This is a genomic window from Salarchaeum japonicum, assembly GCF_049705945.1.
GTDB classification, from domain to species: domain Archaea; phylum Halobacteriota; class Halobacteria; order Halobacteriales; family Halobacteriaceae; genus Salarchaeum; species Salarchaeum japonicum_A.
Window position 1 is genome coordinate 124501 of the sequence record NZ_JBNAMV010000004.1, and the last position, 12374, is coordinate 136874.

Consider the following 12374-nt stretch of genomic DNA (forward strand, 5'->3'; position numbering starts at 1 on the left):
GTCGCCGTCTGGCAGGTATTGCAGGTGTTACGGGCGGCCGTCGAACCCGAGAACGCCGCCCTCTCGCGCGCTCTCGTCCCCAAGCGGTCGGAACGCAACGTTTTCGAGGAAACGAGACCGACGTAACGGATGACGCGGTAGTTCGTGTTTTGACACCGCTAGCCGTACGGTGGGTACGATGAACCGACGAGCGTTTCTCGGCGCGACCGGTGCGGCCGCCGCGTCGTTGACGGCTGGCTGCATCGGCAGCGGAATCGTTGGCGGGTCCCGCAGCGTCACCCTCGACTACGCGTACTACAACCCGGTGAGTCTCGTGCTCCGCGAGAAGGGCTGGGTCGAGGACGAGTTCGCGGACAGCGACGCGAGCGTCGAGTGGGTGTTGAGCCTCGGGAGCAATCAGGCGAACCAGTACTCCCAGAGCGGGGAGGCGCAGGCGGCGTCTACCGCGGGTATCGCGGCGTTGATGGCGCGCTCGAACGGCGTCCCCATCCGCACGGGCTACATCTACTCGCGGCCCGAGTGGACCGCGCTGGTCGCGAAGTCGAGCAGCGACATCTCCGAGGTTGCGGACCTCGAAGGGAAGTCCGTCGCCGCGACGCTCGGCACCGACCCCCACTTCTTCCTCCTGCAAGCGCTCGACACCGCGGGCCTCAGCGAGAGCGACGTGGACATCGTCGACCTCCAGCACCCCGAGGGACAGGACGCGCTCCTGCAGGACGAAGTGGACGCCTGGGCGGGCCTCGACCCGCACATGGCCGAACTCCAGCTCGAACACGACGTCGACCTGTTCTTCCGGCGGCCCGCGTTCAACACGAACGGCACGCTCAACTTCCTCGACGGGTTCGTCCAGAACCACCCCGAGGACGTGAACCGCGTCCTGCGGGCGTACGAGCGCGGCCGGAAGTGGGCCATCGAGAACCCCGAGGAGACGGTTTCCATCCTCGCGAACGCGTCCGAGATGTCGAAGCCCGTCGCGCGCAAGGTGTTCACCGACCGCACCGACCTCTCCGCGCCCATCCCGGGCGACCAGCACCACTCGCTGCTCTCCGACCTCGCGCCAATCCTCCACGAAAAGGGCTTCGTCGATTCGAGCGTCGACCTGCAGGCGGCCATCGACGAGCTCGTCCGGCCGTCCATCGCTGAGCCGGTGGTGAACGGATGAGCACGCGGACGTACGGCCTCGCGGACCTGTCGCTCGACCAAGCGCGGTGGACGCTCGGCCTTATCGTCCCCGCCTTCCTCGTGGTCGGCTGGCACGTCGCGGTCGTGACGGGCGTATTCCCGCCCTATCAGCTCCCGAAACCGCTCTCAGTCGTGGAAACGCTGTACTCGCTCGCGGCGTCGGGAGAGCTCGCCACCCACGTCTCCGTCACCGTCCAGCGCGTGTTCTTCGGCTGCGTCGTCGGGATGACGCTCGCCGTCGTCCTCGGCACGCTCACCGGAATCTCGCGGACGGCGAGCGCGCTCCTCGACCCGCTCTTCCAGAGCCTGAAGAACATCCCGTCGCTCGCGTGGGTGCCGCTGTTCCTGCTCTGGTTCGGCATCGGCGAGGTGGCGAAAGTCCTCCTCATCGCCGTCGGCGCGTTCTTCCCCGTCTATCTCAACCTCTCCACGGGCCTTCACGCCGTCGACGAGGCGCGCCGCGAGGTCGCGGAAGTCTACGACCTCACCCGGTTTGAGACCCTGAAGTCCGTGGTGTTCCCGGCGGCGCTCCCGAGCCTGTTCGTCGGCGTGCGGAGCGGCGTCGGCCTCGCGTGGATGTTCGTCGTCGCCGCGGAACTCATCGGCGCGAGCCAGGGCCTCGGCTTCCTGATGAAGAACGGCCGCGTGCTCTCCCGGCCCGACATGATTATCGGCGCAATCGTGCTGTTCGCGCTGTTCGGGAACCTCACCGACCTCGCCGTCAAGGAGGTGGAGAAACGTGTCGTCGACTGGTGAGAACGCGGCGGTCGCCGTCGACGACCTGACGAAAGCCTACGGCGACACCGTGGCGCTCCGCGACGTCTCGCTCTCCGTTTCGCCCGGCGAGTTCGTCTCCGTCGTCGGCCACTCCGGCTGCGGGAAGAGCACGCTCCTGCGCGTGCTCGCCGGCCTCGAAGACGACTTCCGCGGCACGGCGACCGTCGACGGGGTGGACGTGCGGACCGAGGGCGGCGAGCGTGTCGGCATGGTGTTCCAGGAACCCCGGTTGTTGCCGTGGAAGTCCGTCCGCGAGAACGTCGCCGTCGGCCTCCCGCGCGGCGTCGACCCCGACAGCGACGACGCGCGCGACCGAATCGACGCGCTCCTCGACCGCGTCGGCCTCACCGAGTTCGCGGACGCCCGACCGAGCGAACTCTCCGGCGGGATGGCGCAGCGCGTCTCGCTCGCGCGCGGTCTGGCGTACGACCCGACCGTGATGTTGCTGGACGAGCCGTTCTCCGCGCTCGACGCGCTCACGAAGTACGAACAACAGGACTTCCTGCTCGACCTCTGGCGGGACAGCGACCTCACCGTCGTCCTCGTCACGCACGACGTGGAGGAAGCCGCCTACCTCGCGGACCGCGTCACCGTGCTCGGCGGCCAGCCCGGAACCGTCGAGACGACCGTCGACATCGCCGAGAAACGGCCGCGCGACCGCGGCGAGTGGCTGGTCGACTACCGCGACCGAATCACGACCGCGCTCGGCGTCGAATAGCTACTCGTCGACCGGCGCGCCGGCCGCGTTCTCCTTCACGCTCTCCAGGCCCTGTTTCGCCTTCTGCTTCGACGCGTACCCCTCGCCGGAGTCCGCGAGAATGTTGCCGTTCCGGTGGACGAGCCGCCACCGCCACTGACCCGCGTCGTCCTCGTACACCTCGAAGCGCGCCTGAGATTCACTCATACGTCACAGAACGACCGCCCGCACCGAAAAAGCTGGGGGCGGTTCGGCGAGTACGTTTTTCGGGCCGGCGCCAGTAGTGTAACCCATGCCGCACACGAAAGCACACGTGAGCGACGCCGAATCGGTGCTGCCGGACGACGTGAAGGGAGAGATGTGGATGCTTCGGGACGACCTCGACACGGAGACGCTCGGATTCACCGTTCTCGCGCTCGAAGCCGGCGAGGAGACGATGAGCCACGCGCACGTGGACGACGACCAGGAGGAAATTTACTACGTGGCGACCGGTGGCGTGGACGTGGACTTCGGCGACCACACGGTCAGCCTCGACGAGGACGAGGCGCTCCGCATCAGTCCCGAGGAGGAGCGCCAGATTCGGAACCGCGACGAGTTCTCGAAGCTCGTGCTCGTGAGCGCGCCAGTCTGAAGGGTATTTCAGCGCGCGCGTCCAGAAGTCGGTATGGTCGAGAATCTCTCCGCGGGCGTGGACGCGTTCACGAGCAACGCCTTCCTCGTTCCGGGCGAGCGCACCGTTCTCGTGGACGCGGGCGCGAACTACGACGTGGTGAGTCGCATCGAGGAGCGAACGGGCGGTCTGGACGCGGTGGTGCTCACGCACACGCACACCGACCACGTCGGGAACCTCGACGACGTGAAATCGGCGTTCGACGTGGACGCCTGGGGGTTCGACACGGACCAGCCGGGCGTCGACCACGAACTCGGCGACGAGGACGAAATTCGAATGGGAGACGACACGTACACCGTCCTGCACACGCCCGGGCACAAGAACGACCACGTCTGCCTGCTCTCCGAGACGACGCTGTTCGCGGGCGACCTCGTGTTCGCGAACGGCGGGTTCGGCCGAACCGACCTGGAGGAGGGCGACCGTCCGACGCTCGTCGAGTCCATCGAGCGCCTCGAATCACGGGTGGCTGGCGGCCTCGACGTGATGCACTGCGGGCACGGCCCGAGCGTCACCCGGAACCCGGTCGAGGACGTTCGGCTGGCGCTTCGCGCCGCGAAGACGCGGTGATGTGGCAGGGTTTCGCACGGACGACAGACCTATGTCACTCGGTCACATGCGGTAGCGTGCATCGCTATGCAACCGTGCCAAAACTGTCAGGCGGTCATCGACGAGTATCTCCTCGATAAGCAACTCGAACCCCTGCGCGACCTCACGGTCGACGACTTCAACGTCTGCGCCGACTGCACGACAGTCGTCGCGGACGCGTGCGTCGAGTGCGGCGGCGCGGTCTACGTCCCCCGAAACGAAACCGGGACGCCGGACGTCTGCCCGGCGTGCCGGTCCGACCTCATCGAACGCACCGGCCACGACCCCGGGTGGATGGTCACCACCTGACGCCTCGCGTTCGGTTCTACTCCTTCAGGCCGTAGTAGCCGGGTTCGTCGTCGCCCGCCGGTTCCGCGATGACGAGGTCGTCGCTGTTCCGCATCACCCACGGAATCGCCCAGTCGAGCAGGATGTCCTCAGTCTCCTGGTCCAGCGCGGCGTCCGGGTCGAGGCCCTGGAGGAGGCGCGCTATCTCGTACACCGTGTACATCTGGTCGTCGTCGAGGAGTTCGTCGGGTTCGTAGAAATCACAGGGGTGGAACGTGTCGAAATCGGACTTCGGCCGAGGCATACCGAATCCTGGGCGTGCGCGCGGCAAAAACCCACGGACTCGCTGCGCAAGACGCACTGATGACGAAACGTTATGTGGGGGAGTCTCTAACAGCCGGTATCCTGCGATGGAGTCAGATGGTACACGACAGTCCACGCCGGGGAAACAGGCGCTGTACGAGGTCGTCGAGGCGTTCGGTGCGGACGCGCTCCGCGACCTCTGGGTGTTCGACGGGGACGCCCAGGAACCGCTGTTCGTCCGCGCTGACGTGGCGGACGAACTCGCGGAGACGGACGCGGAGCGCTACATCGACAACGAACGATACGGGTTCGTCACCCGCGAGACGTACGACAACCTCCACTACGCGGAGTTCTACTACACCGTCCGCGGGTTCGACTCGTTCGAACAGTACCGGACGTTCGTCTCCCGGGACGGCGAGCGCATCGGTGTCCTCTGCAGTTTCGACCGGCGTAAGGGCGGCTACGACTTCGCCGACCTGACCGAGCGCCTCCCGACCGAGCTCGCGGACTACCCGCTCTCCGACCTGCGGCCGTCGTAGCGCGCGAAAGAAAACTGGTGGGTTCCCCGGATTAGTCGAACGTCGCGACGACGTCCTCGTACTTGTCCGCGACGTCGTCCCAGTCGACGACGTCGAAGAAGTTGCTGATGAAGTCGCCGCGGTCCGGGCCGTAGTCGTAGTAGTAGGAGTGCTCCCAGACGTCGAGCGCGAGGATCGGGTGTGCGCCCCAGAGCGCGCCCTGGTCGTGCTTGTCCACGACGAGGTTACGCAGCTGGTCGGAGTGGGAGTCGTAGACGAGGAGCGCCCAGCCGCCGGCGGCGGACGCTGCGGCCTCGAACTCGCCCTTCCAGGCGTCGAAGCCACCGAAGTCCTCCTCGATGCGGGCGGCGAGCGCGCCGGCGGGTTCGCCGCCGCCGTCCTCGCTCATGTTCTCCCAGAAGATGGAGTGGAGGATGTGTCCACTTCCGTTGTGGGTGACGTTCCGAATCGCACCCGCGGAGGAGCCGAACTCACCGTTTTCACGGTTGGATTCGAGCGTCTCCTCGGCGCTGTTCCAGCCGTTCACGTACCCTTGGTGGTGGGTGTCGTGATGCCAGGTGAGTACCTGCTCGCTGATGTGCGGTTCGAGCGCGTCGTAGTCGTACGGGAGCGGCGGAAGTTCGTAGTCAGTCATGCTATCACCACGTGGTACGTGTCTCGGATAGCTGTTAAAGTTTGAGGCGTTCCGTGTTATCACGTCCCACGAAGGGTTTTCGGGCGTGCTGCGCCTTCGAGCGAGTGTGACGTACTCCGGCGTTTTCGTCGACCTCGACGGCACCGTCTGGCGCGGCCGCGACCCCGTCCCCGGTGCCGCCGACGCGGTCCGCGCGCTCCGCGAACGCGGCGTGCCGCTCGTGTTCGTGACGAACAACACCGGCGTCCGCCGCGACACCTTCCACGCGCGCCTGAAGTCGCTCGGCATCAGTCCGGACGCGGGCGAGGTCGTGACCGCGGCGTGGGCGACCGCGGAGTACCTCGCCGAGTACCGGCCGAACGCGTCCGTGCACGTGATGGGACAGGACGTGGTCGCGGACGAACTGACCGCCGCGGGCCTCACCGTTTCGGAGACCGGACAGGCCGACGTGGTCGTGGTGGGGTACGACGAACGCGTGTCGATGGACCGCCTCACGGGCGCGCTCCGCGCGTTCGGCCCCGGGACGGACTTCGTCGCGACGAACCGCGACAGCACGACGCCACACGAGGACGGCCCGATGCCGGGCGCGGGCGCGTTCGTCGCCGCCGTCGAGGAGATGACCGGCCACGACCCGCTCGTCGTCGGGAAACCAAGCACGCGCATGGCGGACGTGGCCGCGGACATCCTCGGCGTCCCGCTCGACGAGTGCCTGATGGTCGGGGACAACCTCCACACGGACGTACTGATGGGGGACCGCGCCGGTATCGACAGCGCGCTCGTGCTCACGGGCGTCAGCGACCGCGCGGACGTGGAGACCACGGACATCACGCCGACGCACGTTCTCGACAGTATCGCGGACCTGCCGAGCCTCTTCTAAAAAACTGAGAGAGTTATTCGACGTCGACGACTTCGACTTCGAACTCGAGAGTTTCGCCCGCGAGTCGGGGATTGAAGTCGACTTTCACCACGTCGTCGTCGACGTGCGTGATTTCGCCGGGCTGGCCGTTCTGCGCTTCGAGGTATAGTCCTTCCTCGGGGCGCTGACCGAGCGCGTCCGTGAGTTCCTCGGTCTCGAACTCCTGGACGCGTTCCTCGCTCCACTCGCCGTAGGCTTCCTCGGGCGGAATCGTGAGCGTCGCGGTCTCGCCTGCGTCGAGGCCGACGAGGCCGTCTTCCATGCCCTCGATGACCTGGCCCGCGCCGACTTCGGCCGTGAGCGGGTCGTACTCGCGGTCGGGCTGTTCTTCCGCGAGTCCTTCCTCGTTCGCGATGGATTCGCGCGAGGTGTCGAAGACGGTGCCGTCGTCGAGGCGGCCAACGTACTCGAACGTGACCGTGTCGCCGGTTTGGATTGCCATATTCGAAGGAGCGGAGCCGGACGGATACGTGTGTGGTTTCAGAACCCCCAGCGGAGGCCGGACATCGCGCCGACGATGGCGACCATCAGGACGAGTTCGACGAGGCTGAGCATGCCGTACTTCGTGTTCAGTTCGGCGAGTCGCTCGTAGTCGGTGTCCTCGGCGGCGAGTTCGTCGTACATTCCGGTCGTGAACCAGTGCAGCGGCCCGAACCCGAGCGCGAGAAGTGCGACGGCGAGCGCGAGCGCCACCCAGAGAGCGGTCGTCGGAGCCTGCCACATGTTCAGCATCGCGGCGAGGCCGATGCCTGAGCCGACGACGCCCAAGGAAACGGGTTCCATGAGGAAGTTCATCTTCGGGACGAAGCGCTCCGCGAACGCCTCGTTCGCTTCGTCGGGGAGGCCGCCCATGACGGGGCCGAGGACGAGCGCGCCGAGCACGGAGGTCCCGAACCAGAACGCGCCGAGGAAGAGGTGGATGGTGAACATCGCGCGGTAGTCGCCCGAGAGGTAGCCCAGTACGGGTAACAGGAGTGGAACCGCTACCGCGCCCGCGGCGAACGTCGGGTTCGCCGCGTCGGCCATCTGACTGTATCGTTCGCGCGCCGTCTCCGGTCGCCCCGTGTCACTTACTGCCATCGTGTCTCGGGAGAAGTGTTTTCCACCGGTCACGTAAAACTACCGCCGGAGTGACATTTACGTTGGCAGGAACGGCGCGTTAATTTTCTCCGCGGGCAGTCTGGAACATCTCCAGCGCCTGCTCGCGGCGCTCGGAGTGGTCCACGATCGGGTCGGGATAGTCCGGCGCTATCTCGTCGCGTTCCTCGGGAGTGAGGTCGTTCCAGCCGTGAATCTCGTCGACGCTCGCGTCCGCGAGCTCCGGGACGTACTCGCGGATGTACTCTGCGTCGGGGTCGTAGTCCTCCTGCTGGGTCCAGGGGTTGAAGATGCGGAAGTAGGGCTGGGCGTCCGTGCCCGTGGAGGCCGCCCACTGCCAGCCGCCGTTATCGTTCGCGGTATCGTGGTCAACGAGGTACTCCCGGTAGTGGTCGTAGCCGACCCGCCAGTCGACCATGAGGTCCTTCGTGAGGAAGGACGCGACAATCATCCGCACGCGGTTGTGGACGTACGCCTCCTCGCGGAGTTGGCGCATCCCCGCGTCGACGATGGGGAAGCCAGTTTCGCCGGCCTTCCACGCCGCGATTTCGTCCGGGTCGTCGCGCCACTCGATGGGGTTCTCGTACTCGTTGTAGTTCTCCGTCACCACGCGCGGGTGGAAGTAGATGACCTGCTGGTAGAACTCGCGCCACGCGAGCTGGCTCTGGAACTCCTCGACGCTCGTCTCCGCGGCCTCGCTCTCCGCCGCAGCCATCGCCTCCGCGGTGCGCGCGTACGCCTCGCGCACGCCGAGCGTCCCGTACTTCAAGTCCTGGGAGAGACGGCTCGTCCCCTCGTTGGCGGGGGCTTCGCGGCCCTCGTCGTAGTCGAAGATGTCGCGCTCGCAGAAGGCGTCGAGGCGTTCGACGGCGGCCGCGTGACCGGCCTCCGGGTAGTCCGCTTCAGGTTCGTCGAAGCCGAGGTCCCCGAGTGACGAAAGCGCTTCCCCCGACACGTCGGCGAGCGCGTCGGCCGCGGGCGGCTCCGCAGGGCTCGCCTTCTCCCGGTCCTGCCACTTCTTCCAGAAGTACGTGTACACCGAGTAGGGGTCGCCGGCGTTCGTACGGATGGTTCCCGGTTCGTGGTGTGCGGCGTCGTGGAACTGCTCGTGGGGCGTGTCCTGTGCGTCGAGCGCCTCTCGGACGACCTCGTCGCGTTCCTGTGCGAGGCCGGTGTAGTCGTGGTTCCAGACGACGCGGTCGGCGTCGTACTCGTGCGCGAGGTCAGGAATCACGCCCGAGGGGTCGCCGCGCCGGACGACGAGGTCGCTTCCGTGGTCGCGGTACCACGCGCGGAGGTCGCGGAGCGCGTCGAGGAGGAAGGCGACGCGGACGGGGCTCGCGTGCGTGAGGACCGCGTCGTCGAACACGAACACGGGGAGAACGTCGCCCTCGTCGGCGGCGGCCGCGAGTCCGAGGTTGTCGTGCGCGCGGAGGTCGCGGCGGTGCCAGAACACCTGCATACGGGCGCGTGTCGCGGACGCGCCGAAAGCCTACCGACTCAGTCGAAGATGCGGAAGGACCCGCGGCCCACGGCGACCTCCTTCAGTTTCCCGTCGGGCGTTTCGGATTCGACCGTCATCTCGGCGACGCCGACGGTGCTGCCCGTGCGGACGACGTTCGCGGTGCAGACGAGGTCGTCCGCCGCGGGTCGGAGGTAGGAGATGTTGAGGTCGATGGTCGCGACGCCGGTCTGGGTCGGTTCGTCGAGCGTCGACCGGACGGCGAGGCCGCCCGCGGTGTCGGCGATGGTGGCGGCGACGCCGCCGTGCACTTGGCCGTTCGCGCCCGGGCCGGTGTTCGTGAGTTTCTCGTCGTACGGAATCCGGAGACGGAGGCGGCCGGGTTCTAAGTCCTCGACGGTGAGGCCGAGGAAGGAGAGGAAGCCGTGCTGGTCGATGTGCGCCTGAAGGAACTCCGCTTCGTCCATGCAGTGGAGGACACCGCCCGCCCTCCTAAACCCTTGCCGTCACTTCCCGACGAAGTCGGGGTCGTCCTTCTCGAAGAAGGCAGCGTGACCGCGCGCGTAGTCCTCCGTGTGTGTCGCGTCCGCCATCGCCTCCGCCTCCAGCGACAGCTGCTCGGCCAGCGAGTTCTCGAAGGACTCCGTCATGAGGCGCTTGGTCGCGCCGAACGCCTTCGTCGGCCCCGCTGCGAGGCGTTCCGCGAGTTCGGTCACGCGGTCGTCGAACTCGTCGGCGGGAACGGCTTCGGTGGCGATGCCGAGGTCAACGGCGTCGGCGGGCGTGAGGTCGCCGTCGAGGAGGAGGATTTCCTTCGCCGCGCGGAGCCCGACGAGTCGCGGGAGGAAGAACGTCGAGCCCCCGTCGCCGGTGAGGCCGACTCGGGGGTAGGCGTAGGAGAGCGCGGCGTCCTCGGAGACGACGACGATGTCACCGCCGATGGCGAGACTGAACCCCGCACCGGCGGCGACGCCGTTCACGGCGGTGAGGACGGGCTTCGGCGCCTGGTGGAGTTGGAGGACCACGTCGTGGAGCGCGGCGGCGAGCCGTCGGAGTTCGGGCGCGTCCGATTCGTCCCCGTCGAACTGCGCGAGGTCCGCGCCCGCGCCGAAGGCGTCGCCGTCGCCGGTGAGGACGATGCAGCGCACCTCGTCGTCCTCCGCGGCGTCGGTGACGGCGGCCATGAGGCCGTCCGTGGTGGCGTCGTCGAGGGCGTTCAGGGCGTTCGCGCCCTCCATCGTGAGGTAGGCGACTCCGTTCTCGCGGCGGACGTTGACGTTCTCGTACGTCATACCGCGAGGGTGGCGCGCGGGCTACGTCTAGCTTTCCGTCGGCCCTCGGGGTAAGTTTCTTGTGAGCAACCGTCGTGGATTCGGGTAGTACCAATGGCAAATCTTGTAGCGAACGTCGAAGCGGCGGCGAGCGACGACCCCGATGCGACGGCAATCGGGTTCCGGGGGAACGAAATCAGTTACGGGGCGTTCTGGCAGCGAACCGGTCAGTTCGCGGCGGCGCTCGACGAGCACGGACTGGGTGAGGACGACCGCGTCGCGGTGTACCTGCCGAACCTCCCGCAGTTCGTGACGACGTTCCACGGTACGCTCCGCGCGGGCGGCGTGGTGGTGCCGATGAACCCGCAGTACAAGTCGCGCGAAATCAGCCACCTGCTCGACGACTCCGGCGCGAAGGTCGTCGTCGCGCTCGCCGACCTCGTGCCGCACGTGGAGGAAGTCGTTGACGACACCGACGTGGAGCACGTGATTTCGGTCGGCGGCGAGCACGACGCCGCGACGCCGTTCGACGAGTTCCTCGCGGACGACACGCTCGACGTCGTTCCTCGCGACGGTGACGACGACGCCTGTCAGCCGTACACGTCCGGAACGACGGGACAGCCGAAGGGCGTTCAGCTCACCCACGAGAACCTCGGGTCGAACGCGTCGCAGGCCGCGTCGCTCGCCCCGGGTGGGGTGAACGAGGACGACAAGTCGTTCGGCGCTCTCCCGCTGTTCCACATTTACGGGATGACGGTGACGATGAATTCGACGCTGTTCAACGGCGGCGCCTACTACCCTATGGCCGAGTGGGACGCGCAGGCCGCCACGGACCTCGTGGCGGAAGAGAACATCACGCTTTTCCACGGCGTGCCCGCGATGTACAACGACCTCATCAATCAGCCGAACACCGACGAGTTCGACTTCTCGTCGGTGCGGATGTGCGGCGTCGGCGGGTCCGGCATCCCCGTCGAGGTCCTGCGGAAGTTCGAGGAGCTGTTCGAGCCGAAAATCTACGAGGGCTACGGGCTCACGGAGACGAGTCCGGTCACGCACTTCAACCGTCCCGACGTGGGGCGGCGCGTCGGCAGCATCGGCACGCCCTTGGACGGCATCGACTCGCGCATCGTGGACGGCGACTTCAACGCCCTCGACCCTGTCGAGGAGGGGCCCGTGGACGAGGACGACGACGCGCTCGACGACGTAACGGGCGAACTCGTCATCTCCGGGCCGAACGTGATGAAGGGCTACTACAACCTCCCGGACGCGAACGCGGAGGCGTTCACGGAAGCGGATGGAAAGCGCTGGTTCCACACTGGCGACATCGGCTACTACGACGAGGACGACTACTACTACATCGTCGACCGGAAGAAGCACATGATCAACACCGCGGGCTACAACGTTTACCCGCGTGAGGTCGAGGAGTTGCTGTTCGAACACGAGGGCGTGGCCGACGCGGCCGTCGTCGGCATCCCGGACGAGCGCCGCGGTGAAACCGTCAAGGCGTTCGTGGTGAAAGCACCCGATAGCGACGTGACCGAGGACGAACTGAAGCAGTACTGTCTCGACAACCTCGCCGAGTACAAGCATCCCCGTGAGGTCGAGTTCGTGCAGGAACTCCCGCGCACGACCACCGGAAAGGTCCAGAAGTACGAGCTCGTCGAGCGCGACCAGTCCTAACTACCACTCCCACTCGGGGTTCGGGGGTTCCGCGTTTTCGGGTTCGTTTCCGTCCGCGAGTTCGACCGCGTAGTCGGATTGAATCCATGCGCCCGGTTCGTCGGGGTCGTAGATGGCGATACCATTCCCACGGAGCGGAATCGCCGCCGTCTCCCCCGAGACGATTTCCTCGGTCATAGCCCGTCACCGAACGCGCTCACGACCGTTCCGTATCCACCTTTCGGACTATCGTTCGGAACTGAAATCGATTTTGTAGAACACGAACAGGTACT

General features: G+C 66.7%; 18 protein-coding genes. 9 read left to right on the forward strand and 9 right to left on the reverse strand.

Annotation, left to right across the window (positions count from 1 at the left end):
* Positions 1-178: 178 nt before the first annotated feature.
* The 3 genes from ACOZ4O_RS02305 to ACOZ4O_RS02315 are packed head-to-tail and all read left to right on the forward strand — an operon-like array spanning position 179 to position 2677.
* Positions 179-1162, forward strand: a complete 984-nt coding sequence (locus tag ACOZ4O_RS02305) for an aliphatic sulfonate ABC transporter substrate-binding protein (protein WP_424523700.1) — start codon at positions 179-181, stop codon at positions 1160-1162.
* Positions 1159-1938 carry an ABC transporter permease gene (locus ACOZ4O_RS02310; protein ID WP_424523701.1) on the forward strand — a complete coding sequence of 260 codons (780 nt, stop codon included), beginning with the start codon at positions 1159-1161 and terminating at the stop codon, positions 1936-1938. The genes ACOZ4O_RS02305 and ACOZ4O_RS02310 overlap by 4 nt, the downstream gene beginning before the upstream one ends.
* On the forward strand, positions 1922-2677 hold the full coding sequence (locus ACOZ4O_RS02315) for an ABC transporter ATP-binding protein (RefSeq protein WP_424523702.1): 756 nt from the start codon (positions 1922-1924) through the stop codon (positions 2675-2677). The genes ACOZ4O_RS02310 and ACOZ4O_RS02315 overlap by 17 nt, the downstream gene beginning before the upstream one ends.
* Here ACOZ4O_RS02315 and ACOZ4O_RS02320 read toward each other — a convergent pair whose 3' ends face one another.
* Positions 2678-2863 carry an HVO_2922 family protein gene (locus ACOZ4O_RS02320; protein ID WP_424523703.1) on the reverse strand — a complete coding sequence of 62 codons (186 nt, stop codon included), beginning with the start codon at positions 2861-2863 and terminating at the stop codon, positions 2678-2680.
* A gap of 85 nt (positions 2864-2948) precedes the next feature.
* Here ACOZ4O_RS02320 and ACOZ4O_RS02325 point away from each other — a divergent pair, with 85 nt between their 5' ends.
* The 3 genes from ACOZ4O_RS02325 (at position 2949) to ACOZ4O_RS02335 (ending at position 4220) form a co-directional block, all read left to right on the forward strand.
* A complete protein-coding gene (locus tag ACOZ4O_RS02325) occupies positions 2949-3287 on the forward strand; it encodes a cupin domain-containing protein (RefSeq protein WP_424523704.1) in 339 nt (112 codons plus the stop codon).
* Between the two features lie 33 nt (positions 3288-3320).
* Positions 3321-3893: an MBL fold metallo-hydrolase gene (locus tag ACOZ4O_RS02330; RefSeq protein ID WP_424523705.1), complete on the forward strand. Its 573-nt coding sequence runs from the start codon at positions 3321-3323 to the stop codon at positions 3891-3893.
* Positions 3894-3959: 66 nt separating this feature from the next.
* A complete protein-coding gene (locus ACOZ4O_RS02335) occupies positions 3960-4220 on the forward strand; it encodes a DUF7571 family protein (protein WP_424523706.1) in 261 nt (86 codons plus the stop codon).
* A gap of 16 nt (positions 4221-4236) precedes the next feature.
* Here the strand turns inward: ACOZ4O_RS02335 and ACOZ4O_RS02340 are convergent, their stop codons facing one another.
* Positions 4237-4503 (reverse strand): DUF5827 family protein, encoded by a 267-nt coding sequence (locus ACOZ4O_RS02340; protein ID WP_424523707.1) that lies wholly within the window; start codon positions 4501-4503, stop codon positions 4237-4239.
* A 106-nt stretch (positions 4504-4609) separates the two neighbouring features.
* Between ACOZ4O_RS02340 and ACOZ4O_RS02345 the strand changes: the two genes are divergently transcribed.
* Complete coding sequence (locus tag ACOZ4O_RS02345; RefSeq protein WP_424523708.1) at positions 4610-5041, forward strand: DUF7522 family protein; 432 nt, start codon at positions 4610-4612, stop codon at positions 5039-5041.
* A 31-nt stretch (positions 5042-5072) separates the two neighbouring features.
* On the opposite strand, the gene sod is transcribed toward ACOZ4O_RS02345, so the two are convergent.
* The gene (gene sod, locus ACOZ4O_RS02350; RefSeq protein ID WP_424523709.1) at positions 5073-5675 is read right to left on the reverse strand and encodes a superoxide dismutase; all 603 of its coding nucleotides are present in this window, start codon (positions 5673-5675) and stop codon (positions 5073-5075) included.
* A gap of 106 nt (positions 5676-5781) precedes the next feature.
* On the opposite strand from sod, the gene ACOZ4O_RS02355 reads away from it, so the two are divergent.
* The gene (locus tag ACOZ4O_RS02355) at positions 5782-6552 is read left to right on the forward strand and encodes an HAD-IIA family hydrolase (protein WP_424523710.1); all 771 of its coding nucleotides are present in this window, start codon (positions 5782-5784) and stop codon (positions 6550-6552) included.
* Positions 6553-6565: 13 nt separating this feature from the next.
* Here ACOZ4O_RS02355 and ACOZ4O_RS02360 read toward each other — a convergent pair whose 3' ends face one another.
* From ACOZ4O_RS02360 to ACOZ4O_RS02380, 5 genes are all read right to left on the reverse strand, one after another.
* A complete protein-coding gene (locus tag ACOZ4O_RS02360) occupies positions 6566-7033 on the reverse strand; it encodes an FKBP-type peptidyl-prolyl cis-trans isomerase (RefSeq protein ID WP_424523711.1) in 468 nt (155 codons plus the stop codon).
* A 38-nt stretch (positions 7034-7071) separates the two neighbouring features.
* Complete coding sequence (locus tag ACOZ4O_RS02365) at positions 7072-7671, reverse strand: hypothetical protein (protein ID WP_424523712.1); 600 nt, start codon at positions 7669-7671, stop codon at positions 7072-7074.
* Between the two features lie 79 nt (positions 7672-7750).
* Positions 7751-9151 carry a cryptochrome/photolyase family protein gene (locus tag ACOZ4O_RS02370; protein ID WP_424523713.1) on the reverse strand — a complete coding sequence of 467 codons (1401 nt, stop codon included), beginning with the start codon at positions 9149-9151 and terminating at the stop codon, positions 7751-7753.
* Between the two features lie 38 nt (positions 9152-9189).
* The gene (locus ACOZ4O_RS02375; protein WP_424523714.1) at positions 9190-9618 is read right to left on the reverse strand and encodes a PaaI family thioesterase; all 429 of its coding nucleotides are present in this window, start codon (positions 9616-9618) and stop codon (positions 9190-9192) included.
* A 39-nt stretch (positions 9619-9657) separates the two neighbouring features.
* Positions 9658-10443 (reverse strand): enoyl-CoA hydratase/isomerase family protein, encoded by a 786-nt coding sequence (locus ACOZ4O_RS02380; protein WP_424523715.1) that lies wholly within the window; start codon positions 10441-10443, stop codon positions 9658-9660.
* A 93-nt stretch (positions 10444-10536) separates the two neighbouring features.
* Between ACOZ4O_RS02380 and ACOZ4O_RS02385 the strand changes: the two genes are divergently transcribed.
* Entirely contained in the window at positions 10537-12102 is a 1566-nt protein-coding gene (locus ACOZ4O_RS02385; protein WP_424523716.1) for an AMP-binding protein, read from the forward strand.
* On the opposite strand, the gene ACOZ4O_RS02390 is transcribed toward ACOZ4O_RS02385, so the two are convergent.
* On the reverse strand, positions 12103-12279 hold the full coding sequence (locus tag ACOZ4O_RS02390) for a DUF7331 family protein (protein WP_424523717.1): 177 nt from the start codon (positions 12277-12279) through the stop codon (positions 12103-12105).
* Positions 12280-12374 lie beyond the last annotated feature (95 nt).

Coding starts and splice junctions, on each gene's coding strand:
- ACOZ4O_RS02305 (WP_424523700.1), top strand. CDS start 179: ATGAACCGACGAGCGTTTCTCGGCGCGACCGGTGCGGCCGCCGCGTCG.
- ACOZ4O_RS02310 (WP_424523701.1), top strand. CDS start 1,159: ATGAGCACGCGGACGTACGGCCTCGCGGACCTGTCGCTCGACCAAGCG.
- ACOZ4O_RS02320 (WP_424523703.1), bottom strand. CDS start 2,863: ATGAGTGAATCTCAGGCGCGCTTCGAGGTGTACGAGGACGACGCGGGT.
- ACOZ4O_RS02325 (WP_424523704.1), top strand. CDS start 2,949: ATGCCGCACACGAAAGCACACGTGAGCGACGCCGAATCGGTGCTGCCG.
- ACOZ4O_RS02330 (WP_424523705.1), top strand. CDS start 3,321: ATGGTCGAGAATCTCTCCGCGGGCGTGGACGCGTTCACGAGCAACGCC.
- ACOZ4O_RS02335 (WP_424523706.1), top strand. CDS start 3,960: ATGCAACCGTGCCAAAACTGTCAGGCGGTCATCGACGAGTATCTCCTC.
- ACOZ4O_RS02340 (WP_424523707.1), bottom strand. CDS start 4,503: ATGCCTCGGCCGAAGTCCGATTTCGACACGTTCCACCCCTGTGATTTC.
- ACOZ4O_RS02345 (WP_424523708.1), top strand. CDS start 4,610: ATGGAGTCAGATGGTACACGACAGTCCACGCCGGGGAAACAGGCGCTG.
- sod (WP_424523709.1), bottom strand. CDS start 5,675: ATGACTGACTACGAACTTCCGCCGCTCCCGTACGACTACGACGCGCTC.
- ACOZ4O_RS02360 (WP_424523711.1), bottom strand. CDS start 7,033: ATGGCAATCCAAACCGGCGACACGGTCACGTTCGAGTACGTTGGCCGC.
- ACOZ4O_RS02365 (WP_424523712.1), bottom strand. CDS start 7,671: ATGGCAGTAAGTGACACGGGGCGACCGGAGACGGCGCGCGAACGATAC.
- ACOZ4O_RS02370 (WP_424523713.1), bottom strand. CDS start 9,151: ATGCAGGTGTTCTGGCACCGCCGCGACCTCCGCGCGCACGACAACCTC.
- ACOZ4O_RS02375 (WP_424523714.1), bottom strand. CDS start 9,618: ATGGACGAAGCGGAGTTCCTTCAGGCGCACATCGACCAGCACGGCTTC.
- ACOZ4O_RS02380 (WP_424523715.1), bottom strand. CDS start 10,443: ATGACGTACGAGAACGTCAACGTCCGCCGCGAGAACGGAGTCGCCTAC.
- ACOZ4O_RS02385 (WP_424523716.1), top strand. CDS start 10,537: ATGGCAAATCTTGTAGCGAACGTCGAAGCGGCGGCGAGCGACGACCCC.
- ACOZ4O_RS02390 (WP_424523717.1), bottom strand. CDS start 12,279: ATGACCGAGGAAATCGTCTCGGGGGAGACGGCGGCGATTCCGCTCCGT.